The sequence below is a fragment of the uncultured Psychroserpens sp. genome (genome assembly GCF_947494225.1).
Lineage (GTDB): Bacteria > Bacteroidota > Bacteroidia > Flavobacteriales > Flavobacteriaceae > Psychroserpens.
In genome coordinates, this window is the sequence record NZ_CANLUG010000001.1 from 618776 (window position 1) to 641487 (window position 22712).

Annotated in this window: 25 protein-coding genes; 17 read left to right on the forward strand and 8 right to left on the reverse strand. The window is 33.4% G+C overall.

Annotation, left to right across the window (positions count from 1 at the left end):
- Positions 1-15 precede the first annotated feature (15 nt).
- The 15 genes from Q0893_RS02775 (at position 16) to Q0893_RS02845 (ending at position 13334) form a co-directional block, all read left to right on the forward strand.
- On the forward strand, positions 16-516 hold the full coding sequence (locus Q0893_RS02775; RefSeq protein ID WP_298901523.1) for a F0F1 ATP synthase subunit B: 501 nt from the start codon (positions 16-18) through the stop codon (positions 514-516).
- Positions 517-520: 4 nt separating this feature from the next.
- Complete coding sequence (atpH, locus tag Q0893_RS02780) at positions 521-1060, forward strand: ATP synthase F1 subunit delta (protein WP_298901068.1); 540 nt, start codon at positions 521-523, stop codon at positions 1058-1060.
- Between the two features lie 39 nt (positions 1061-1099).
- Positions 1100-2680: a F0F1 ATP synthase subunit alpha gene (gene atpA, locus Q0893_RS02785; protein ID WP_298901067.1), complete on the forward strand. Its 1581-nt coding sequence runs from the start codon at positions 1100-1102 to the stop codon at positions 2678-2680.
- A gap of 51 nt (positions 2681-2731) precedes the next feature.
- Entirely contained in the window at positions 2732-3592 is an 861-nt protein-coding gene (gene atpG, locus Q0893_RS02790) for an ATP synthase F1 subunit gamma (protein ID WP_298901066.1), read from the forward strand.
- 153 nt (positions 3593-3745) lie between these two features.
- Positions 3746-4588, forward strand: coding sequence for an alpha/beta hydrolase (locus Q0893_RS02795; RefSeq protein WP_299272308.1), 843 nt, complete (start codon positions 3746-3748; stop codon positions 4586-4588).
- Between the two features lie 3 nt (positions 4589-4591).
- Positions 4592-5089 (forward strand): RNA polymerase sigma factor, encoded by a 498-nt coding sequence (locus Q0893_RS02800; RefSeq protein WP_299272310.1) that lies wholly within the window; start codon positions 4592-4594, stop codon positions 5087-5089.
- Positions 5076-5630: a hypothetical protein gene (locus tag Q0893_RS02805; RefSeq protein ID WP_298901063.1), complete on the forward strand. Its 555-nt coding sequence runs from the start codon at positions 5076-5078 to the stop codon at positions 5628-5630. The genes Q0893_RS02800 and Q0893_RS02805 overlap by 14 nt, the downstream gene beginning before the upstream one ends.
- Positions 5631-5785: 155 nt before the next feature.
- Positions 5786-6313 carry a hypothetical protein gene (locus tag Q0893_RS02810; protein ID WP_298901062.1) on the forward strand — a complete coding sequence of 176 codons (528 nt, stop codon included), beginning with the start codon at positions 5786-5788 and terminating at the stop codon, positions 6311-6313.
- A 101-nt stretch (positions 6314-6414) separates the two neighbouring features.
- Complete coding sequence (locus Q0893_RS02815) at positions 6415-6924, forward strand: hypothetical protein (RefSeq protein WP_299272313.1); 510 nt, start codon at positions 6415-6417, stop codon at positions 6922-6924.
- Positions 6925-6980: 56 nt separating this feature from the next.
- The gene (locus Q0893_RS02820; RefSeq protein ID WP_299272315.1) at positions 6981-8411 is read left to right on the forward strand and encodes an oligosaccharide flippase family protein; all 1431 of its coding nucleotides are present in this window, start codon (positions 6981-6983) and stop codon (positions 8409-8411) included.
- Between the two features lie 29 nt (positions 8412-8440).
- Positions 8441-8875, forward strand: coding sequence for a dUTP diphosphatase (gene dut / locus Q0893_RS02825; RefSeq protein WP_298901059.1), 435 nt, complete (start codon positions 8441-8443; stop codon positions 8873-8875).
- A 45-nt stretch (positions 8876-8920) separates the two neighbouring features.
- Complete coding sequence (locus Q0893_RS02830; RefSeq protein WP_298901058.1) at positions 8921-9940, forward strand: sugar phosphate nucleotidyltransferase; 1020 nt, start codon at positions 8921-8923, stop codon at positions 9938-9940.
- 39 nt (positions 9941-9979) lie between these two features.
- A complete protein-coding gene (locus Q0893_RS02835; RefSeq protein WP_298901057.1) occupies positions 9980-11341 on the forward strand; it encodes a tetratricopeptide repeat protein in 1362 nt (453 codons plus the stop codon).
- Between the two features lie 3 nt (positions 11342-11344).
- Entirely contained in the window at positions 11345-12127 is a 783-nt protein-coding gene (locus tag Q0893_RS02840) for a DUF4292 domain-containing protein (RefSeq protein WP_298901056.1), read from the forward strand.
- Positions 12117-13334, forward strand: coding sequence for a peptidoglycan DD-metalloendopeptidase family protein (locus Q0893_RS02845; RefSeq protein WP_298901055.1), 1218 nt, complete (start codon positions 12117-12119; stop codon positions 13332-13334). Before Q0893_RS02840 ends, Q0893_RS02845 begins: the two co-directional genes overlap by 11 nt.
- A 207-nt stretch (positions 13335-13541) precedes the next feature.
- Here the strand turns inward: Q0893_RS02845 and Q0893_RS02850 are convergent, their stop codons facing one another.
- The 3 genes from Q0893_RS02850 to Q0893_RS02860 form a co-directional block, all read right to left on the reverse strand.
- Positions 13542-13754, reverse strand: coding sequence for a DUF6515 family protein (locus Q0893_RS02850; RefSeq protein WP_298901054.1), 213 nt, complete (start codon positions 13752-13754; stop codon positions 13542-13544).
- Between the two features lie 53 nt (positions 13755-13807).
- Positions 13808-14317, reverse strand: coding sequence for an acyl-CoA thioesterase (locus Q0893_RS02855; protein WP_298901053.1), 510 nt, complete (start codon positions 14315-14317; stop codon positions 13808-13810).
- 141 nt (positions 14318-14458) lie between these two features.
- A complete protein-coding gene (locus tag Q0893_RS02860; RefSeq protein WP_298901052.1) occupies positions 14459-15397 on the reverse strand; it encodes an SPOR domain-containing protein in 939 nt (312 codons plus the stop codon).
- 100 nt (positions 15398-15497) lie between these two features.
- On the opposite strand from Q0893_RS02860, the gene dprA reads away from it, so the two are divergent.
- Positions 15498-16601: a DNA-processing protein DprA gene (dprA, locus tag Q0893_RS02865; RefSeq protein ID WP_299272332.1), complete on the forward strand. Its 1104-nt coding sequence runs from the start codon at positions 15498-15500 to the stop codon at positions 16599-16601.
- Positions 16602-16874: 273 nt separating this feature from the next.
- On the opposite strand, the gene trpS is transcribed toward dprA, so the two are convergent.
- Positions 16875-17846, reverse strand: a complete 972-nt coding sequence (gene trpS / locus Q0893_RS02870) for a tryptophan--tRNA ligase (RefSeq protein WP_299272334.1) — start codon at positions 17844-17846, stop codon at positions 16875-16877.
- A gap of 135 nt (positions 17847-17981) precedes the next feature.
- Here trpS and Q0893_RS02875 point away from each other — a divergent pair, with 135 nt between their 5' ends.
- Complete coding sequence (locus Q0893_RS02875) at positions 17982-18719, forward strand: 1-acyl-sn-glycerol-3-phosphate acyltransferase (protein ID WP_298901048.1); 738 nt, start codon at positions 17982-17984, stop codon at positions 18717-18719.
- A gap of 78 nt (positions 18720-18797) precedes the next feature.
- Here the strand turns inward: Q0893_RS02875 and Q0893_RS02880 are convergent, their stop codons facing one another.
- The 4 genes from Q0893_RS02880 to recA all read right to left on the reverse strand — a co-directional run bounded on the left by Q0893_RS02880 (position 18798) and on the right by recA (position 22494).
- On the reverse strand, positions 18798-20393 hold the full coding sequence (locus Q0893_RS02880; RefSeq protein WP_298901047.1) for a hypothetical protein: 1596 nt from the start codon (positions 20391-20393) through the stop codon (positions 18798-18800).
- Positions 20393-20935, reverse strand: coding sequence for an RNA polymerase sigma factor (locus tag Q0893_RS02885; protein ID WP_298901046.1), 543 nt, complete (start codon positions 20933-20935; stop codon positions 20393-20395). Before Q0893_RS02885 ends, Q0893_RS02880 begins: the two co-directional genes overlap by 1 nt.
- 21 nt (positions 20936-20956) lie before the next feature.
- On the reverse strand, positions 20957-21367 hold the full coding sequence (locus tag Q0893_RS02890; protein WP_298901045.1) for a hypothetical protein: 411 nt from the start codon (positions 21365-21367) through the stop codon (positions 20957-20959).
- A gap of 128 nt (positions 21368-21495) precedes the next feature.
- Positions 21496-22494, reverse strand: coding sequence for a recombinase RecA (gene recA, locus Q0893_RS02895; protein ID WP_298901044.1), 999 nt, complete (start codon positions 22492-22494; stop codon positions 21496-21498).
- Between the last annotated feature and the right edge of the window lie 218 nt (positions 22495-22712).

The following is a 22712-nucleotide window of genomic DNA, read 5'->3' on the forward strand; positions in this document are numbered from 1 at the left end:
ATATAACAATTATATATTATGAAGTTATTAGAAGATTTTTCTTTAGGACTATTTTTCTGGCAAACATTATTGTTTGTACTCCTTTTATTATTGCTTAAAAAATATGCTTGGAAGCCAATTTTAAATGCAGTAAATGAAAGAGAAGAAGGGATTAAAAATGCATTAGACTCTGCTGAAAATGCTAAGAGAGAAATGGAAAACCTTCAAGCAGATAACGAAAAGTTATTACAAGAAGCACGTTTAGAACGTGAAGCAATGCTTAAAGAAGCGAGAGAGCTTAAAAATAAGATGATTGAAGATGCTAAAGGTGAAGCTTCAGCACAAGCTAGCAAAATTATTGAGCAAGCTCAAGCTGCAATTGCAAGTGAAAAGCAAGCCGCAATTTCAGATCTTAAAGCACAAGTAGCTAACTTATCTGTAGAGATCGCAGAAAAAGTTGTAAAAGATGAATTATCTAACAAAGACAAGCAATTAAAATTGGTTGAGACAATGTTAGGTGAAGCAAAATTAAACTAAAGCCATGGCAGGAACAAGAGCAGCAATTCGTTATGCGAAAGCAGTTTTAGACTTAGCTCAAACTCAAAATACAGCGAAAGCCGTTAATGAGGATATGGTGCTAATCGCTAAATCTGTTGCAGACAACAAAGACTTAAACGACATGATTCAAAGTGCTGTAATTAAGTCTACTGATAAGAAAAATGCTTTATTAAAAGTGTTTCCTAAAGCAAACCCAATGTTTTCTGGCTTGTTAGATGTTTTGGTTAAAAATAAACGTATGAACATTTTAGGAGATGTTGCTTCTAAATATGTTGAATTATATGAAAAGTCTCAGAATATTGAAGTAGCAAATGTTACTACAGCTGTGCCTTTAACAGATGATTTAAAAAGCAAAGTACTTGCCAAGGTAAAAGAATTGACAAGTGCTGATAAAATTGAGATTAAAAATACAGTAGATGAAAGCATCTTAGGTGGTTTCATTTTGCGTGTGGGCGATGTCCAGTATAATGCAAGTATTGCTAATCAATTGAATACATTAAAAAGAGAATTTACATTAAATTAAACTTGCCCTAAGCAAAACGAGGGGTCAAAATAGAATAAGATGGCAGAAGTAAAACCAGCTGAGATATCAGCAATCTTAAAACAACAACTTTCAGGTTTTGAAGCGAGTGCTTCATTAGACGAAGTTGGAACAGTATTAACTGTAGGTGACGGTATTGTGCGTGCTTACGGATTAGCTAACGCTCAATACGGAGAATTAGTAGAATTCGATGGTGGATTAGAAGGTATCGTTCTTAACCTTGAAGAAGATAACGTAGGTATTGTATTATTAGGTGCTTCAGTAGGAGTAAGAGAAGGATCTACAGTAAAACGTACTGAACGTATCGCCTCTGTAAACGTAGGTGAAGGTATTGTTGGTCGTGTTGTAGACACTTTAGGTAACCCTATTGATGGTAAAGGACCAATTGCTGGCGAAACTTACCAAATGCCTTTAGAGCGTAAAGCACCAGGTGTTATTTACAGAGAACCAGTAACAGAGCCGTTACAAACAGGAATTAAAGCGATTGATGCTATGATTCCAGTGGGTAGAGGTCAACGTGAGTTGGTAATTGGTGACCGTCAAACAGGTAAAACTACTGTTTGTATCGATGCGATCTTAAATCAAAAAGAATTTTATGATGCAGGTAATCCTGTATATTGTATATATGTTGCAGTTGGACAAAAAGCTTCAACTGTAGCAAACATTGCTAAGACTTTAGAAGAAAAAGGAGCTTTAGCATATACGACAATAGTGGCTGCAAATGCATCAGATCCTGCTGCAATGCAAGTTTATGCACCAATGACAGGAGCTTCTATTGGAGAATATTTTAGAGATACTGGTCGTCCAGCATTAATTGTTTTTGATGATTTGTCAAAGCAAGCCGTTGCATATCGTGAGATATCTTTATTACTACGTCGCCCACCAGGACGTGAGGCGTATCCTGGTGATGTTTTCTACCTTCACTCAAGATTATTAGAGCGTTCTGCAAAAATCATCAATGACGATGCGATTGCAAAAGAAATGAATGATCTTCCTGAGGCATTAAAACCAATGGTAAAAGGTGGTGGTTCTTTAACGGCTTTACCAATCATTGAAACTCAAGCAGGTGACGTTTCTGCATATATTCCAACTAACGTAATTTCTATTACAGATGGACAAATCTTCTTAGATGGAGATTTATTTAACTCTGGTGTACGTCCAGCAATTAATGTAGGTATTTCGGTATCTCGTGTTGGTGGTAATGCACAAATTAAATCAATGAAAAAAGTATCAGGAACATTAAAATTAGATCAGGCTCAGTTCCGTGAACTTGAAGCATTTGCTAAGTTTGGTTCTGATTTAGATGCTGTTACTTTAAACGTAATTGAAAAAGGTAAACGTAACGTTGAAATCTTAAAGCAAGCACAAAACGATCCGTTTACAGTTGAAGATCAGGTTGCAATTATTTATGCAGGATCTAAAAACTTATTAAAAGACGTTCCTGTGAACAAGGTAAAAGAATTCGAAAGAGATTTCATTGAATTCTTAAAGGCTAAGCATTCAGATGTTTTAAGCACTTTAAAAGCAGGAAAATTAACTGATGAGGTTACAGATACATTAACAACTGTAGCGAGCGACTTATCAGCTAAATATAGAGCATAATTAATAATCCTGTGCTCAATTTGAACACAGGATATTTTCATATTTCAAAATATGGCTAATCTAAAAGAAATACGTAATAGAATATCATCAGTATCTTCAACGATGCAGATTACAAGTGCTATGAAAATGGTATCTGCTGCAAAATTGAAGAAAGCTCAAGATGCTATTACGGCAATGCGTCCTTATTCAGATAAATTGACAGAACTTTTACAGAGTTTGAGTGCTACTTTAGATGGAGATTCTGGAAGTAAGTTTGCGACACAGCGTGAAGTTAAAAAAGTACTTATAGTAGCAATTACTTCTAATAGAGGTCTTGCAGGTGCTTTTAATTCAAACATTATTAAAGAGGTTACAAATCTAACAAATGACACTTATGCAAATCAAGAGGTGTCGTATTTAGCTATTGGTAAAAAAGCTAACGATGCTTTCAAGAAAACAGATCGTGTTATCGCTAACAAGAGCGAAGTTTTTGATGAGTTAACTTTTGATAATGTAGCTGAAATTGCTGAAATGTTAATGGATAAATTTGTTGAAGGTGATTTCGATAAGATTGAAATCGTTTACAATAAATTTAAAAATGCAGCAACGCAGATTGTAATGACAGAGCAGTTTTTACCTATTGTACCAATGGAAGGAGAAACTAACACGAATACAGATTATATTTTTGAACCTTCAAAGGTTGAGATCGTAGAACAACTTATTCCTAAGTCATTAAAAACACAATTGTATAAGTCTGTTAGAGATAGTTTTGCTTCAGAACATGGTGCGCGTATGACTGCTATGCATAAAGCAACAGATAACGCTACAGAATTGAGAGATCAATTGAAATTAACTTATAATAAGGCTCGTCAAGCAGCGATTACTAATGAAATCTTAGAGATTGTTGGTGGAGCAGAAGCGCTAAACAACTAATACTTATTAAGTTGTCGTACTGATATAGTTTTGGTACGCACAAACATAAAAAACCCAACTCGTACGAGTTGGGTTTTTTATGTTTTAAATTTAATCTGTAACATTTTCATGGTTTTGTATCTAAAGAGAAAAATCAATTTAAAACAAAACAATATGAAAACATTTAAGAATATCTTATTACTCATAATTTGTACACTTAGCATCGGGCTTCAAGCTCAAACTAAAACCTTTGATGTAAAAGTTCAAGGAAAAGGTAAACCTATACTACTGTTTCCTGGATTTACATGTACAGGAGATGTTTGGAAGGAGATTGTAACAGAATTATCTAAAACAAATGAATGTCATGTGTTCACTTTTGCTGGATTTGGAGATGTACCAGCCATAGAGAAACCATGGCTTTCTAAAATTAGAGAAGGGATAGACCAATATATTACAGAAAACAAACTAGAGAATGCAACTATAATTGGTCATAGCCTAGGAGGAACTTTAGGTTTATGGTTAGCTATAGATGAGAATGCCAGATATAATAAAATTATTGTTGTAGATGCACTTCCTTCAGCGGGCGCCTTAATGATTCCGAACTTTAATAGTGATACCATTGTTTATGATAACCCTTATAATCAAAGATTACTAGATATGGATGCCAATAACTTTGAGATTATGGCAACACAAATGGCAACAGGGATGTGCTTAAATAAAGAAAAACATGATGTAATCAAAGCATGGATATTAAAAGCAGATAGAAAAACATATGTTTATGGCTATACCGATTTGCTTAAATTAGACTTAAGAGAACCTATAGCCAAAATTAGAATTCCTATAACAATTCTTGCCGCTACACAACCTTATGGAGAAGATAATGTAAAGAAAACCTATAAAGAACAGTATAAGAACCTAGAGAAATACTCGATTAAATATGCTAAAGAATCGGCTCATTTCATTATGTTCGATCAACCCAAATGGCTTTTAAAGACTATTAATGAAGAACTACAATAGTAAATGAAATCGTTAGACCACCAATTTAAACACCTTTATGAAGCCAACTATAATAAAGTTCTTCGGTTGTGCTTAGGGTATACTAGTGGAGACACGATGTTATCAAAAGATTTGACACAGGAGGTCTTTATAAAAGTTTGGCAAAACCTAGAATCGTTTAGACAGGAATCTAGTATATCTACATGGATTTATAGAATTGCCGTAAATACATGTCTTTTAGAATTAAGGAAGAAAAAAACGATAGGAATATCAGATCACCTGAATCACTTAGAGCAACCTTTAGAAAATACTTCTGCTAATATGGACATTAAGTTGAAACAGCTGTATTCATGTATAGGTTGTTTAAAACCAGAGAGCAAGAGTATAATTCTACTAGAACTTGAAGGATTACCTCAAAAAGAGATTGCAGAAATAACAGGTTTATCTCACGAGGCCATTAGAGTACGAATCCATAGAATTAAAAATGAATTAACTAAATGCGTTAAAAATGACAACATTTAAGGATCTAAAATCCCAATGGGAGAAACAACCAGAACAAAATACACCTAAAGATGGACCTGAATTAATAGTTCAGAAGATGAATATTCTCAAAAGAAAACAAGGAATTGCAAATTTTGTTTTGTTAACTACAGTACTAGTTTTGATAGGCTTTTTCTTCTATATAGAAGCTCATAATAATGCAACTGTTACCCTTGCTTTATTACTAATGATAAGCGCTTTATTAATTAGAGTTATTATTGAGTTTTTTAGTATTAAAAAGCTAAAAGAAATTGATATCACTGAAAACTCATCTGTTTTCAGTTCAAATATGATAAGCTATTATAAAAAGAGAATAAGAACACATTACATTGTAACACCAATAATTATAATACTCTATTGCGCGGGTTTTATTATGTTATTACCTTCTTTTAAGGATAATTTATCAAGTGGGTTTTATATTTATATTAAATCTTCAGCCATAGTTGTCTTATTGTTAATGGTACTTTTTATTAGAAAACAAATCAAAAAAGAACTTATAATATTAAAAGGATTGAGTAATTAATACGGTTAAATCAACGTTAAGGGTAGGTCTTATTAAGTTTTAAGAAAGTGCTAAAATCTTACAAATAATTACAGATAATCGATTAAAAGAATATTTAATCGATTAAACTCAATATATTAATTATATTAACCCTCCAAATCTTAACCGAAATTGACATGAAATTATTTAAGAAGTTGACTTTTGCCATTGCTCTGGTAGCCATTATTTCGACTACTTTTCAATGTGCAAGCCCCAAAATTGCCACGACACAATTTGAAAATCAAGCTCCATTTAAACTCAAACCTGTTTACTTTCAAGAATGGTATGCAGGAATTAAAGTTGGAACAACAGGTCTGAATGTTTTCCTTCCTTTGACTAACGTAAATCAGAATGTAACTATTGATAGTATTTATTTTAGAAACTTAAAAGGTAAACTAGTTAAGAAAGAAGGAAAGTACGTTGCAGTTCTTGAGAACGCCTTTAAAGGATACACGTTTAAAAAGACCGAACGCCCAGATGATTACCCATTTGAACTATTAGATTATGAGTGCGTAATCAGCTATATTGAAAATGGAGTTGTAAAGTATTATAAAACTAGCCAATTAAATGAAGTGGCAGGAACATATTATGAAAATGGCCCACCATCTTTATATTTAGAAACAGCTTCATCTGGAATGGCAACTCTTGATGACGATGAGAATTAATATCGCATTATAATAACTTTAAAGTCTTGCTTATTCAAGCAAGACTTTTTTTATGGCACTAATTTTGAAATTGTATATTTATAATAGTTAATTATTTTAAAATGAAAGTTATAAAACAAGCGTCATTTTTACTAGTAATGTTTATACTTATGGCAAGTTTTTCTCAATGCTCTTCTTCTCAGAAATTACAAAACAAACCGCCTACAGAATTTGGGCAAGTGTATTACCAATATTGGGCAGCAGGGATTAAAGATGGAGGTTCGGGCGTAAATATTTATATTCCTGTTACCGATACCTCTATTGCTTTAGATAGTGTATATTTTAAGGGTAAAATGACTAAACTTGAATTATCATCAGGAAATAAACAACTATATATAGGCTTATTTAGAACACATGCAAACCAGGTTGAAGATGTTATTTTAAGTAGTGACTCAAAAGAAGAATACGCTAATAAAATGCCAATGAATAAGACGTCTATTTCTTTCGATTTAAATGATGATGAATGTGTTGTGAGTTATCAAAAAAGAAATAAAACGCAATACTATAAAATTTCAAATATTAAACAAAAAGCACCAATAAATTTTCCTAGCGCTCCACCAAACGAGCAATAACTATCCTTGGTTCACGTTTGCTAAAAACGTATTTTTAGCAGAACAAATTAAAACTTTTGAACGTACTAAAAACTTTTTTAAAAGATACTGTTATCTATGGTTTGGCAATTGTGTTGCCACGACTCATTAACTTCTTATTAGTACGATTACATACAGACGTATTGCCTAATGAAGACTATTCTGAAAACACAGAGTTTTATGTAGTTGCTGCTTTTTTCAATGTCATTCTAACCTACGGCATGGAAACTTCTTTTTTTAGATTTTTTAGTAGGAACAAGGATAAAAACAAAGTGTTATCAACGGCAATGATTACGATTGTCTTGAGTACTTTGTTTTTTGGAATCCTCTTGTTTTTGTTTCGAATACCAATTTCAGAAACCTTAAGAATCAATACTGATTTTTATACTTTACTTGTTGGAATTACACTCATTGACACCTTAATTGTGATTCCGTTTGCTTACTTGAGAGTTACTGGTAGACCAATTAGGTTTGCCTTAATTAAGTTAATTAACGTGCTTATAATTGTAGCACTAAATGTGCTTTTACTATCCAAATCTTTCGGATTAAAAGGTCTAAAAAACGTATTTAATGTAAATAATGATGTAGAATATATTTTTATTGCAAACCTTATTGCTAGTGCTGTAGTTTTAATTTTAGTATCGCCTTATTTCTTTAAAACAAAGTTTCAATTTGACACTAGTATATTAAAACAATTGCTCAATTATGGTTGGCCAATAATGGTTGCAGGTCTAGCATTTGTAATCAACGAAAATTTAGATAAATGGTTGTTACCAGAATTAGAAGGAGAATTTATAAATGGGGCTTATAGTGCTTGTTATAAACTAGCCGTGTTTATGACACTCTTTATTCAGGCATTTAGAATGGGAGCTGAACCTTTTTTCTTTAATCATGCGGATAAAGAAAATGCTCAACAGACCTACGCCACAATATTGAAGTATTTTACTATTGTTGGCGCCATTGGTTTAATGATTGTAGTGGTGTATATCGACCTATTGCGACCAATTTTCATAAAAAAAGAAAGCTATTTATTAGCATTAGATATTGTGCCCATTGTATTACTCGCAAACCTTTGTTTAGGGATTTATCACAACCTTTCCATTTGGTACAAACTAACAGATAGAACCCGTTTTGGAATGTATATTTCGTTGATTGGAGCGGCGATTACTATAGCATTTAATCTAATATTTATTCCTAAAATTGGTTTTATGGCCAGTGCTTATGCAACACTTATGGCCTACGGATTGATGATGCTAATATCTTACCTATTGGGTAGAAAGTATTACCCTGTTCCATATGACATTAGCCGCATAGGTATTTACCTCATAATAAGTGCTGGATTAAGTTTTATAACTTATTACTATTTTGATAGAGATATTTTACTAGGAACTGTATTTTTGTTACTTTACTTAGCCTTAATCGTCTTTTTAGAGAGAAAGGAGTTAAAGTTATTACTTAAAAGAAGCTAGAATTTTTTACATCTGAAATATTTGAAAGCATGCACATAAAGATTATTAATAAATCTAATCACGATTTACCACATTACGAAACTATTGCATCGGCCGGAATGGACTTGCGCGCCAATCTATCTGAACCTAGGATATTAAAACCTTTAGAGCGAAGTGTCGTTGGTACAGGGTTATTTATTGAGCTCCCAATTGGTTATGAAGCTCAGGTAAGACCTAGAAGTGGTTTAGCGGCTAAAAAGGGAATAACTGTTCTTAATGCACCTGGAACAGTTGATGCAGATTATAGAGGTGAAATAGGGGTAATCTTGGTAAATTTATCTAGTGAAGATTTTGTTATAAACAATGGAGAACGTATCGCGCAACTAGTAATCGCTAAGCACGAAAGAGCAGATTGGATAGAAGTTGATGAGCTTTCAGAAACCTCTAGAGGCGAAGGCGGATTTGGAAGCACTGGAGTAAAGTAAAAAACAATCAATTAAAAAATAGATGGCCTAAAAAGGCATAATAATATGAAAATAATAGTACCAATGGCAGGTCGAGGCTCTCGACTAAGACCACATAGTTTAACAGTACCAAAACCACTTATCCCTGTTGCAGGTCAGCCAATAGTTCATCGTTTAGTTAAAGACATTGCGAAAGTTCTAAAACAACCTATTGAAGAAATTGCTTTTGTATTAGGAGACCCGGCTTGGTTTGGTGATGATGTTGTTGATAGTTTAAAAGAACTTGCAACAAGTTTGGGAGCAAGACCATCTATTTACCGCCAAGACCAACCTTTGGGAACAGGCCATGCCATTATGTGTGCAAAACCATCACTGTCTGGTCCTGCAGTAGTGGCTTACGCAGATACACTTATTCGTGCCGAATTTGACTTAGATCCAAGTGCAGATAGTGTGATTTGGACTAAAAAAGTAGCCAACCCAGAAGCATATGGGGTAGTTAAACTTAATACCAATGAAGAGATTATTGAACTCGTTGAAAAACCTGAAACTTTTGTTAGCGACCAAGCCGTTATAGGGATATACTATTTCAAAGATGTTGAAGTTTTAAAAGATAAATTACAAGAAGTTCTTGATGAAAACGTTATGAATGGAGGCGAATACCAAATAAACGATGGTATAAAGCGTATGATGGCAGATGGAAGAGTTTTTAAAACAGGAACCGTTGACGAATGGATGGATTGTGGAAATAAGACGGTAACTCTAGAAACCAATGCTAAAATGCTAGGCTTTTTAAAGACCGATGGTGAAGAACAAATGATTGCTAACTCTGTTAAAAATAATAACTCAAACATAATTGAGCCTTGTTATATTGGTGAGAATGTAGTATTAGATAATGCAACGGTTGGACCTAATGTATCTATTGGTAACAATTGCGTGATTTCTGATTCAAGCGTTAAAAATAGCTTAATTCAAAACCATACTAGTATTAAAAACGCTAATTTAGACAATGCTATGATTGGAAATCATGTTGTCTATGATGGTGGCTTTAAGGCCATTAGTATTGGAGATTATTCTATTTTGGAATAATTGTTGAATACTAGTCAACCATAGCGAATACCCTTTAAAATGAAAACTAAATTATATATCCTGCTTCTAGTCTTCGGAATGTTCCTATTTCCAAGGATTACACTTGCGCAAGTTGATTTCAACAAGCGTCCTGACGATGATTTAGGAAATGTAGAAGATAAGTTTCAAGAATATTTCTTTGAAGCTCTAAAACAAAAGGGAATTGAGAACTATCAAAAATCGGCAGATGCTCTTCTTAAATGTATCGAACTTAAAGATAGCGACCCTGTATTATATTTCGAATTAGGAAAAAACTACAAAGCCCTTAAGAATTTTGGAGCAGCAGAAGATGCCTTAAAAAAAGCAGTGTCTAAATCTCCCGATAACGAATGGTTTTTAGACGAATTATATGACGTTTATATCCAACAAAATGAAATGAACAAAGCTTTAAAAACTGTAAAGCAATTAGTGAGATTTCATCCAGATTATAAGCAAGACTTGGCGTCACTCTATATTCGCGTTAAAAAATATAAAGATGCTTTAAAATTGCTCGACGAAATGGACGAGCAATTGGGTTATAGTCAAGATAGAGATTACCTCCGAAATCAAATTTATAACATCACAGGAAATGATGAAGATCGGATTGAAAACTTAGAAGAACGAGTAAAGAGTAATCCTGAAGACGAATCAAATTACTTAAGACTCATTTTTAGATATAGCGAAACGGGTGAAACAAAAAAAGCATTTGATGCAGCAAAACGTTTGCAAAACATTAATCCTGAATCACAATTAGTGCACTTAGCCTTATATAAATTCTACTTAGATGAAGGTGATACTACTAGCGCTATAAACTCTATTAAAGTTGTTTTAACAAGTCCAGATATAAAGGCTGATGCTAAAACAAAAGTGCTTAACGATTTTGTGAAATTTGTAGGTCAAAACCCCGAATATGAATCAGATTTGGTTGAAATCACCACACTTGTAAGCGAAGATAAAAGCGTGAAAACTCTTTTAGAGCTTGGAGCATATTATCTAAAGTCTAACGATAAAGAAAAGGCGCTAGGTTATTACTTAGAAGCATTGAAACAGGAACCTAATGATTTTAAAATTATTAGAGATGTATTACTGCTTCAGGTGGATTTAAATAAAAATGCCGAAGCCGCAAAAAAAAGCATGGAAGCCCTTGATATATTTCCGGCACAACCTGTCCTATATTTAATTAATGGTGTCGCTAATAACAAAATTAACAAACCAGAAAAGGCAATTGAAAGCTTAGAAATGGGAATTGACTACGTTGTAGAAAACCCAAAAATGGAAGCCGATTTCTACAAACAATTAAGTGAAGCGTATAAACAGATTAATAATATTACCCAATCTGAGACGTTTGCTAAAAAGGCTGCAGCCTTATTGAAAGATCAATAATATATGAAGATATTAAAAATCAGTTTACTTTGTTTATTTGTAACGTTTGGAACCTCTTGTAAATCGACACGGAGTGTTGTAGCATCTGGAAAAGTAGATTCTAATCTATCTGCAAAACAACTTATTAAAGAAAATGGAAAGCGTGACGCTAGATTTAAAACGCTTCAAGCTAAGGTTAAAATTGATATTATTCAAGACCTTAAAGAGTCTTCTTATACAGTGAATCTTAGAATGGAAAAAGATAAAACCATTTGGATAAGCGCCACCTTAGGCTTAGCAAGAGCAATGATTACACCTAATAATGTGAAGTTTTATGATAAAATAAACAATCAATATTTTGATGGAGATTATGAGTTGTTAAGCAATCTTTTAGGTATAGAACTCAACTACGATAAAGTTCAAAGTTTATTGATAGGAGAACCACTGTACGATTTAAATGATGATAAGTATATCATCTCTACCAATGAAGCATCGTATATATTACAGCCAAAAAATCAAGACCTATTTTTAGAGTTGTTTTTGTTGTTTAACCCCTCTCATTTTAAAATGGATTCTCAACAACTATTGCAACCATCAAAAAAACGTTTTTTGCAAATTGACTATTTAGGGTATCAGGAAGTAGACAAAGAAATCCTGCCTCAAAATATGAAGATAATAGCTGTTGAAGATACTGAAGAATTGAATATCGTCATGGAATATAAATCGGTTTCGGTAAACGAAGAGGTGAGGTTTCCATTCAAAATCCCTTCAGGTTTTGATGAAATTGTATTAGAAAATGCGAAATAAATCATTATACATATGTGTTGTTTGTTTACTACTCAATTGTTTTTTTGTAGCAGCTCAGAGTGACAAGCAAAAAGCCTTAGAAGCTAAACGTGTTAAATTTCAGAATGAATTAAAACAACTAAATGCTTTATTGTTTTCGAACAAGAAAGAGGAAAAATCTGTGATTTCTTTAGTTGAAGATTTAAATCATAAAGTTAGTGTTAGACGAAATTTGATTAAAGTTACTAATGATCAGGCTAATTTATTAACGCGAGAAATTAATGCCAATCAGAATGAAATTTCTAGTTTAAGAGATCAATTAACAACATTGAAAAAGGAGTATGCCGATATGATTGTAAAATCATACAAAAACAAATCGGAACAGAGTAGGGTGATGTTTTTGTTGTCTTCTGAAAATTTTAGACAAGCCTACAAACGTTTACAGTATATAAAACAATATGCAGATTATCAAAAAGAACAAGGCGACCTAATAAAAGCAAAAACCCAAAAATTACAAGAATTAAATACCGATTTATTACGTCAAAAAAAGGATAAAGATCAACTCGTTGCTGAAAACAGGCTTGCTAAAAAAGAACTTGAAAAAGAGTTAAAAGAACAGGAAAAACTTATGTCGACTATTCGCAAAAGCATGAGTTCTTATACCACTAAAATTAAGAGGAAACAACAGGAAATTAATGAAATAGATAGAGAGATTAACCGCATTATTAGAGAGGAAATCGCTAAGTCGAATAGAAAAGCTGGAAAATCATCATCATCAAAAGGATTTGCTTTAACACCAGAAGCCAAGCTTATTGCTAAAAACTTTGCATCAAACAAAGGGAAATTGCCATGGCCTGTAGAAAGAGGTGTCGTGAATTTGAAATATGGAACACAACGCTCTCCCATAGATCCCACAATAGAAATTAAAAGTACTGGTGTTAGGATTGCCACTGGACGAAATGCTCAAGTAAAAGCAGTTTTTAATGGTGAGGTGTCAAGAATTATTGTGGTTAAAAACGGAAACCCTATTATTATGCTTAGACATGGTAATTACATTACTATTTATAGAAACCTATCAAAGATATATGTTAAGAAGGGAGAAAAGGTAACTACAAACCAAGTCATAGGAGAAGTATTTACAAATGCTGAAGGAGAAACAGTATTAAGTTTTGCCATTTTTAAAGACTCAAAACCTCAAAATCCAGCGCATTGGATTTACAAAATGTAGCCGCATTTTGAAACATAACTTTTAGGATTTACAAAATGTAGTCACATTTTGAAACATAACTTTAGGATTTACAAAATGTAGCCGCATTTTGAAACATAACTTTTAGGATTTACAAAATGTAGCCGCATTTTGAAACATAACTTTTAGGATTTACAAAATGTAATTTAGAAGTCATTCTAAACGTGTTTAATGTTTCAGTAATACGATTTATACTCTTACAATAACATAACCTCTTCTCGTTTTTTTGTAGTGTTTACCATTCCAGAAGTAGTATCGTTTTCCTTTAACTCTTACTATTTTATAGTGTTTTGGCGGAGTTTTTACAACCGTTACTGTTGCAGGTTTAGCTACAACGCGTGTGGCACAAGATGATAAACTTAAAAGGCAGGCAACCGAAAAAATAAGGACTAAAGTTCTCATAGTATTTAAGATTTGATTCTACTATAAGACCTATACAAGAGTTAAAGGTTTAATTACACAAACAGAGCTTTTAGTTCTGTAGCATCACTAGGTTTCATTTTTCCGGCAACCACTAGACTTAATTGTTTACGACGCAAAGCAGCATCATAGCGTTCTTTTTCTAGCTTAGTTTCGGCAATAAGTTGAGGTACTTTTACTGGTCTGCCCGTCTCGTCAACAGCTACAAAAGTGTAAATAGCTTCATTAGCTTTAATGCATTCACCAGATTCTCTATCTTCAATCCATACATCAAGATACACTTCCATAGAGCTTGTGAATGCTCTAGAGACCTTAGCTTCAATAGTAACGACGCTCCCTAAAGGAATAGACCTGTTAAAAGCAACATGATTTACAGATGCAGTAACCACAATACGTCTACTATGACGACGAGCAGCAATACTAGCAGCACGATCCATACGTGCTAAAAGTTCACCTCCAAAAAGATTATTTATAGGATTGGTTTCACTTGGAAGTACCAAATCGGTCATGATGGTTTTAGACTGAAAAGCTGTTCTTGGCTCCATTAAAATAAACGTTTAATTTCCTGCAAAGGTAAGATGAATTTAAATCTTAACTAAGTGATTTTATGAAATTATAAGGAAATATAAAAGTGTTACCTAAAACGTTGTTTAGGTAACCAATTATAATGGGCTTTTATTGGTGAATTAGTCTAATGCTTTTACTAATAACCACGCATCACTATTGTGCGTGCGCTTAATGGTTCTCAAGGCTTTTAAGGCTTCAATTCTATCGGTAAAACTAGAATATACAACTTCATGAAGTCCGTAACGGTTTACCCCAATTTTACGAGCTTTAAACCCTTTGTCTCTAAGTTGCTGTACTTTTTTATCAGAATTGGCTTCAACCCGAAACGCTCCAGCAACAATATGATAGTTTCCAGAAGGCTTCTCTACATTAAGTGTTGCAGCAGGCAAAGGGCTATCAATGATAAACGTACCCTCTTGTACTCTAATGTCCATCTGTTGATTGGCCTCTTCCTGAGCCATTTGGTTATGTTCATCAATCTGATTTACATAATAGTTGGAAGCCGTAAAACCTCCAAAGGTTAAGGCAATTAACGCTACTGCAGCATATTTAAGATATGGTCTGGTTTTACGAGTTTCTGGAGTTATGGTTAATGGTATAGCCTCTTCAAGTTCTTCAACATGCTCTTTATAGACTTCTCTTGTAATGTCTGAAGCTGTAAATTGAGATAATCCAAAAGCGTCAGTGAGATAATTAATATGAAGTGAAGGTTCAAAATTAATTTTTCCTTCAGTGTTTAAAACGAGGTCTCCAATATTATGTAAGGCAATAGTTTCTCCCTCAACTAAATATGACTTGATTGCTTTTACCTGTTTAACTACTTTTTCTACAGCAACCGCATAAGGAATCTTTTCAATTTCAGCAATATAATTAGCCAATAGCCCATCGTTATTTTGCAACTGTTCGTTAAACGATAATGCTTTTTTAGGTGGATAAAAGGCGTTGGTTGTTTCGTGTACTTTTGCCGAAACACGATGTGTTAAAAACGCACCAAATTGTGGTACTATAACACAATCATATCTATATAATAAATCGCTGATGTAAGTCTCTAATTGCATAAAAACAAAGTTAAAAATTTTTAAATGCGAATAAAACTTCCGAATAAGTATTTATTAACAAGTAAAATTTTGTTTCTTGCATATAGAAAATATACTATACATGACAAATCAAGATTTGATATATATACTTGCCTTGCAACATGTTCCTAAAATTGGAGATGTAACTGCCAAAAAACTGATAAGTCATTGTGGTTCTGCTGAAGCCGTTTTAAAAGAGAAGAAGACCAATCTCCTTAAAATAGACGGTATCGGTCTTACGATGATTAAAAACCTTTGCGCATCCAAACATTTAAAAGCTGCTGAGACCGAATTACAATTTATTAAGGATAATGACATCACATGTCTATATTTTACTGATGACGATTATCCAACGAAATTAAAACATTGCATTGATGGTCCAATGGTATTATTTCAATCTGGAAATATCAATCTACAAAAACGACGACTTATTAGTATTGTTGGTACTCGAAAAATTACGAGTTATGGTGTGAGTTTTTGTGAAAAACTTATTGATCAACTCGCTGCTTTTGATCCTGTCATCGTATCTGGCTTTGCCTACGGAACAGATATCACAGCGCATAAATTGGCCATAAAACACAAACTCCAAACCATTGGATGTTTGGCGCATGGGCTGAATCAAATCTATCCTAAATCGCACAAAAAGTACGTGACAGATGTTAATCGAAATGGTGGATTTCTTACAGACTTTTGGAGCACATCAAGTTTTGATCGCAATAATTTTCTAAAACGAAACCGAATTATTGCTGGCATTAGCGAGGCTACTATTGTGATAGAATCTGCATCAAAAGGAGGGAGCCTCGTTACAGCAGATATTGCTAATTCTTATAATCGCGATGTCTTTGCCGTTCCTGGTCGAGCAACAGACAATCAAAGCATTGGTTGTAATAATTTGATTAAAACTCAACAAGCTCATCTATTATCTAACCCTTTAGATATTGCTTATATGCTTAATTGGCAATTAGAAGATTTTAAAAAACCAGTAATACAAAAACGACTGTTTGTAGAATTAACTTCGGAAGAAAAAGTGATCTATAATTTCCTTAAAGAAAACGATAAGCAGTTATTAGATGTGATTGCCTTAAACTGCAAGCTACCTATTTTTAAAGTTGCCAGTATATTATTGACCATGGAATTAAAAGGCATTACGAGGCCATTACCAGGAAAGTTGTTTGAACTGGTTTAGTGGTTTTATTCGGCATCCTGAAGCCTCTTAAAAAAATGTTGAATCGACTTAATGATAAAAGAGCATATCAGAAGATTTAATAAAATGACCGTAAGAATTAGTGTCTCGTCTTTTATGTCATGCAAAAAATCGAATAGTGTTAGGAACTCAGTAATTGGGCGAATTAAAAAGAAAAATAAAGCATACACCAAAACCAATCTAACATAACCTTTGAGCCATAAAAGAAAAGATCGTATCATACCTAATTAGTATGAAATAGGATTCAAATGTTACCTAGTATCCAACCTTTTCGCGTACTCGCTTTAAAACGTCATTAGCAACCGCTTTAGCTTTTTCGGCACCAACGGCTAGAGCATCATCTACTTCGTTGAGGTTGGCCATATAATGATTGTAACGTTCACGCTGTGTAGAAAACTTTTCTATGATTAATTCAAATAGCGCTTGTTTAGCATGGCCGTAACCATAACCACCATTCTCATAATTAGCTTTCATAGTTTTAATCTCGTCTTCAGAAGCTAATAAGGCATATAAAGCGAAACAGTTACACGTTTTCCAATCTTTAGGATCTTCAAGAGGAGTACTGTCGGTTTCTATCGACATAATTTGCTTGCGCAATTTTTTCTCAGGTAAGAAGATATTTATAATATTTCCTTTACTCTTACTCATTTTCGCGCCATCAGTTCCCGGAACGAGCATGGTATTTTTATGAACTTTTCCTTCTGGTAAAACAAACGTTTCACCTCCCATTTTAGCATGAAAACGAGAAGCAACATCACGTGTCATTTCTATATGTTGCAGCTGATCTTTTCCAACAGGGATAATTTCAGAATCATACAAGAGAATATCGGCAGCCATCAACATTGGGTAGGTGAATAATCCAGCATTCACATCTTCCAAGCGGTCTGATTTATCTTTAAAACTATGAGCTAAGGTTAAACGTTGGAAAGGGAAGAAACAACTTAAATACCATGATAACTCAGTAACCTGAGGAATATCACTTTGTCTATAAAAGACCGTATTATTAATGTCTAATCCAAATGCTAACCATGTTGCGGCCGTTGAATATGTGTTTTGACGAAGTGTTTCTGCATCTTTTATTTGCGTTAACGAGTGCATGTCTGCGATAAACAGAAACGAATCATTTGTATCGTCATTTGCCATCTCTATTGCAGGTATAATAGCGCCTAGTATATTACCTAAGTGTGGTGTTCCTGTACTTTGTATTCCTGTAAGTATTCTTGCCATATTTACGTTCCGCCTTTCGGCTCCGCTTAAGATAGACTCCAGCGGAAATCTGTTTTAATAAATTAAACTTATATCGTCAGCAAAGGTATTTTTTTTAATTAAATAGCTCAAAACAATTGTGTACTTTTGGCGCATATGAAGTTTTTTAAGTACATATTTTGGTTATTATACCGCATTTGGTTCTATATTTTAGTGGCTTTACCCATTGTTGTACTCTTACCAATTTTAATACTTTCTATTTTAAAAGAGTCATGGTATCCCTTCTTTTTTAAACTTGCTCGTTTTTGGGCGCGTTTCATTTTAATTGGTATGGGTTTTCGTGTTAAGATAGAGCGAGAGCAAACGCCAGAACCTGAAAAAAGCTATATGTTTATTGCCAATCATACATCTATGACTGATATCATGTTGATGCTTGTGACTGTAAAGAACCCTTTTGTATTTGTAGGGAAAAAAGAGCTAGCAAAAATCCCATTATTTGGATTCTTTTATAAACGAACAAGTATTTTAGTAGATAGAAGTAGTGCTAAAAGTAGGCAAACGGTGTTTCTAAGAGCACAGCGACGACTCAAACAAGGGATGAGCATTTGTATCTTTCCTGAAGGAGGAGTACCTGACGAAGATGTGATCTTAGATGATTTTAAAGATGGTGCTTTTAGAATGGCAATTAACCATCATATTCCTATTGTTCCAATTACTTTTGGGGATAACAAAAAGCGATTTTCATATACTTTTTTTAGTGGAAGCCCTGGAAAAATGCGTGCAAAAATTCATAAGTTTATTTCAACCGAAGGATTAACTATAGAAGACACTAAAGGTGTTAATAAAGAAGCGCGGAACTTATTGTTACAGCAATTAGACCTATACAACGGTTAAAAAAAGCTGCCCTTGGCACAGAGCAGCTTTTCGTCATCATTGCGAAGTTTGCAATAACTATCTAACCAACTAAAAAACCTAAAACTTAAAACTAAGTCCTGTATAAACACCAATGAAGAACGGTTGGAAATCACCAGACGTATCATTAAAGGTGTTAATTTGATACTTGAACGTAGGTTCAAGATTAAATCGTAATTGTTTTGAAATGTTATAGTTCACTCCAATTCCAAAATTGGCACTATAACTCATATCGTTAATATTTGTAGCTTCACCTAAAAATGCTCTATCGCCATTATTTTGAACCGAGTATATTTCATTATTACTCAAAAACAGCGTACTAAACCCTCCAATAAGGTTTAAGCCTATTTTTTTATCTATTAGGCTGTACTCAACTTCTATTGGCACTTCAATAAAACCAAGCTGTTGGTCTATTGAGCCTTGTTCTTTTGTAAATAGAATCTCAGGACCAGTTGTATAGCTTATACTATTGGCACTAATAAATGTGGTGGTAGAATCATGAAGCTTAATATTTTGCAATTGCCTCGTATTATTACCAGAGCTTGTAGGTCTTGTAAATGCCACAACATTATTTGTAGTATACCCAAGATCTACCTTATTAATACCAGCTCTAATTTTTAATTTTTTATTAATAGCATAACTTCCTTTAACACCATAACTTACATTAACATCGCCTTCTTTGGTGTTGTTAATGAATTGATCGTCAATTGGAGATCCTTTCCCTAGAGTATTAAAATAAACAGGTGCTACATTAGGAGCAACACTCCAGCGTTTTAGAAGCTCTTCTGGTTCTTCGGTTTCATCTTTATTTTTTTCGGCTTCTGCAATGGCTGTTTCAATATCATTTTCTTTTTTAATTGCGTCTTTTGATTTTGATGTATCTATAGCTAATGCCGCATTTTCTTTATCAGGAGTCGAAGAAGTTACTTGAGTTTCTTTAGATTTTTTGATGTCATTTATGAGTTTGTCAATTTCAGATTTCTCCTTGTTAACAGGGTTTAAATCATTGTCTTTGTTTAATTTAGAATCGTTTGAGGTATTGGCTACAGCTTCTTTGTTTGTGTTAACAGTGGTTGCTGTCTTTGTTTTATTTTTCTGAGGAAGTTGGTTGTTATTTTTATTTGCAACGGCATGTTCTTTCAAAGATTTGTTTTTTATTAGCGATTTATCTTTAAATGATGATGTCTTCTTTTTTTCTTTTGAAGAGACTACTGTCGTTTTGTTATTTGAATCTTCTGAATTTGTTAAATCGTTGTTTGAATTGTCGGTGATACTACTGTGGTCATCATTTTTAGAATTATGATTATCTACAATTGGCGTATCGTCTAAATCTTTAGATGTATTTAAGTCTGAAGATTTTGTGTTACCTGTATCGTTAGTATCATTGCTAGTATCGTTACTTGACTTATTTGTATCAACAACTTCTTGCTCGATAGCACTGTCATTAGGACTAAACAATTTTTGTCCTACGGTAAATAATAAAAGTAACGCAGCGGCAACACCTGCTATTTTCCACCAGATAGGAATAACACGACGCTTGCGCTTGTCTTTATGGAGCTCACGCTCTATATTTTCCCAGACAGCATCATTAGGAGCAACCTCAAAATCTTTGAGTTGCTCTTTAAAGAGTTTGTCTATGTTTTTCTTTTCACTCATTATAAACTTTGCGAATTGGGTTTCGCTTTGTATTGTTCTATTTTATCTTTTAAAATCAATCTAGCTCTAGCTAAATTTGATTTTGATGTTCCTGTCGAAATATCTAACATGTTCGCAATTTCCTTATGCGAATAATCGTCTAAGGCATATAAATTAAATACCAATCGATAACGATCAGGTAATTCTTGAATAATGTTTAGCAAAAAATCAATGCTAATATCATCATCATCTACATCAACGCTTACATCTTCAATTCGATCTTCATTAATAATGTCAAAAACACCAGCACTTCTATACCTTTGTAATGCAGTGTTAATCGTTATTCGTTTCATCCAACCTTCTAAAGAGCCTTTGTTTTTAAACTGATCTATTTTTTTAAAAACCGTAATGTATGCATCCTGCAAATTGTCTTCTGCCTCGGCATAGTTACGTGAATACTTCAAGCAAATCGAAAACAGTTTACTCGCATATAGCTTATATAGTTGACTTTGTGCTTGAGCATCATTTTTTTTACATCGCTCTATGAGTTGTTCTAAACTCAAATGGTTAGGTTTATTTAGTTTTTATTCTTCTACTGGAACTTCTACAATCAAATAGGTGTCAAGACCACTACTAGAATCTTCGCCTTGCCAAAACCTAAATGTATATATGCCTGTATTTGTTACTTTAAAATTAAAAGAAACTTCTTCCTCTTCATTAAGTTCAGTACATCCATTATCAGGAAATACCGCAGTAACTATTGCAATATCCCGTTGATTTAAATCACTTTCATAAAACAAGTTGTTGTACACGTGGCAATCTGTTGGCTTTATATAAGTCAACAAAATTTCATAGGTTTCACCAAATTGAAATGTTTCAGGCATATCCACAGATTCAACAGGCAAGGCTTCATAATAAAAATTTGGGTTGTCGTCTGAAATCTCACAAGAGAACAACGAAAACATCAAAAAGCTTAATAAAATTATCTTTTTCATATTCATTTTAAATTTAGAAATACGTATCGATTTCTATTAATAGATGCACAACATAGCAAAAGGTTGCGTCTAAAAACAAAAAAAAATCCCAAAAAGAGGGATTTTTTTATTTTATATGTGATTATTGCCTAAGAATTAATGCTTTCTCGAACTTTATCTTCTAGCTCTTCCATTAATTCTGGATTATCTTTTATTAATGCTTTTACAGCATCTCTTCCTTGACCTAACTTGGTGTCTCCATAGCTAAACCATGATCCGCTCTTTTTTATAATTTCGAGATCTACAGCAATATCTAATATTTCTCCCACTTTAGAAATTCCTTCACCATACATGATATCAAATTCACACATTTTAAAAGGAGGAGCTACTTTGTTTTTTACAACTTTTACTCTAGTCTTGTTTCCAGCAACATTTCCGTCAGATTCTTTAATTTGTGTTGATCGTCTAATATCTAAACGTACAGAAGCGTAGAACTTTAATGCATTACCACCAGTTGTTGTTTCAGGGTTTCCGAACATAACACCAATTTTTTCACGCAATTGGTTAATAAAGATTACTGTACAATTCGTTTTGCTAATAGAACCTGTTAATTTTCTTAGGGCTTGAGACATTAATCGAGCGTGCAATCCCATTTTTGAATCTCCCATTTCGCCTTCAATCTCACTTTTAGGTGTTAAGGCCGCTACAGAATCTATAACCACAATATCAATTGCACCAGAACGGATAAGATTATCTGCAATTTCTAGAGCTTGCTCTCCATTGTCAGGTTGAGAGATAATTAAATTATCAATATCTACATTCAAGTTTTCGGCATATGTTCTATCAAAGGCATGTTCTGCATCAATAAAAGCAGCAATACCTCCAGCTTTTTGTGCCTCAGCAATAGCGTGTAATGTTAATGTTGTTTTACCTGATGATTCTGGGCCATATATTTCTATAACGCGTCCTCGAGGATAACCACCAACACCTAAAGCAATATCTAAACCTAAAGATCCAGAAGAAATCGAATCTACATCTATGACTGCTTGGTCACTCATCTTCATAACGGTACCCTTTCCGTATGCCTTGTCTAGTTTGTCTAATGTTAGTTTTAATGCCTTTAATTTTGCTTCTTTTTCACTGCTCATTGATCTGAATATTTTTAATGAATACTATTTTGATAGCGGAGAGCTAAAATACAACATCTTTTAATTTTTTTTAGGGTTATGACGCAACCTTTTTAAAGTTTTTGCATCTACTAATTGAGATTGGGAAATCTTGCTATGATAACCAAGCCTTAAATGGCTTATCCAAAATTCAATTCTTACAGAGGAATGAGATTTTTTAGAAAAATTATTTTTAACAA

What these genes read in the sequence shown, in the direction of transcription:
- atpH (WP_298901068.1), top strand. Translation starts at nt 521, where the DNA reads ATGGCAGGAACAAGAGCAGCAATTCGTTATGCGAAAGCAGTTTTAGAC.
- atpA (WP_298901067.1), top strand. Translation starts at nt 1,100, where the DNA reads ATGGCAGAAGTAAAACCAGCTGAGATATCAGCAATCTTAAAACAACAA.
- atpG (WP_298901066.1), top strand. Translation starts at nt 2,732, where the DNA reads ATGGCTAATCTAAAAGAAATACGTAATAGAATATCATCAGTATCTTCA.
- Q0893_RS02795 (WP_299272308.1), top strand. Translation starts at nt 3,746, where the DNA reads ATGAAAACATTTAAGAATATCTTATTACTCATAATTTGTACACTTAGC.
- Q0893_RS02800 (WP_299272310.1), top strand. Translation starts at nt 4,592, where the DNA reads ATGAAATCGTTAGACCACCAATTTAAACACCTTTATGAAGCCAACTAT.
- Q0893_RS02805 (WP_298901063.1), top strand. Translation starts at nt 5,076, where the DNA reads ATGACAACATTTAAGGATCTAAAATCCCAATGGGAGAAACAACCAGAA.
- Q0893_RS02810 (WP_298901062.1), top strand. Translation starts at nt 5,786, where the DNA reads ATGAAATTATTTAAGAAGTTGACTTTTGCCATTGCTCTGGTAGCCATT.
- Q0893_RS02815 (WP_299272313.1), top strand. Translation starts at nt 6,415, where the DNA reads ATGAAAGTTATAAAACAAGCGTCATTTTTACTAGTAATGTTTATACTT.
- dut (WP_298901059.1), top strand. Translation starts at nt 8,441, where the DNA reads ATGCACATAAAGATTATTAATAAATCTAATCACGATTTACCACATTAC.
- Q0893_RS02830 (WP_298901058.1), top strand. Translation starts at nt 8,921, where the DNA reads ATGAAAATAATAGTACCAATGGCAGGTCGAGGCTCTCGACTAAGACCA.
- Q0893_RS02835 (WP_298901057.1), top strand. Translation starts at nt 9,980, where the DNA reads ATGAAAACTAAATTATATATCCTGCTTCTAGTCTTCGGAATGTTCCTA.
- Q0893_RS02840 (WP_298901056.1), top strand. Translation starts at nt 11,345, where the DNA reads ATGAAGATATTAAAAATCAGTTTACTTTGTTTATTTGTAACGTTTGGA.
- Q0893_RS02845 (WP_298901055.1), top strand. Translation starts at nt 12,117, where the DNA reads ATGCGAAATAAATCATTATACATATGTGTTGTTTGTTTACTACTCAAT.
- Q0893_RS02850 (WP_298901054.1), bottom strand. Translation starts at nt 13,754, where the DNA reads ATGAGAACTTTAGTCCTTATTTTTTCGGTTGCCTGCCTTTTAAGTTTA.
- Q0893_RS02855 (WP_298901053.1), bottom strand. Translation starts at nt 14,317, where the DNA reads ATGGAGCCAAGAACAGCTTTTCAGTCTAAAACCATCATGACCGATTTG.
- Q0893_RS02860 (WP_298901052.1), bottom strand. Translation starts at nt 15,397, where the DNA reads ATGCAATTAGAGACTTACATCAGCGATTTATTATATAGATATGATTGT.
- dprA (WP_299272332.1), top strand. Translation starts at nt 15,498, where the DNA reads ATGACAAATCAAGATTTGATATATATACTTGCCTTGCAACATGTTCCT.
- trpS (WP_299272334.1), bottom strand. Translation starts at nt 17,846, where the DNA reads ATGGCAAGAATACTTACAGGAATACAAAGTACAGGAACACCACACTTA.
- Q0893_RS02875 (WP_298901048.1), top strand. Translation starts at nt 17,982, where the DNA reads ATGAAGTTTTTTAAGTACATATTTTGGTTATTATACCGCATTTGGTTC.
- Q0893_RS02880 (WP_298901047.1), bottom strand. Translation starts at nt 20,393, where the DNA reads ATGAGTGAAAAGAAAAACATAGACAAACTCTTTAAAGAGCAACTCAAA.
- Q0893_RS02890 (WP_298901045.1), bottom strand. Translation starts at nt 21,367, where the DNA reads ATGAAAAAGATAATTTTATTAAGCTTTTTGATGTTTTCGTTGTTCTCT.
- recA (WP_298901044.1), bottom strand. Translation starts at nt 22,494, where the DNA reads ATGAGCAGTGAAAAAGAAGCAAAATTAAAGGCATTAAAACTAACATTA.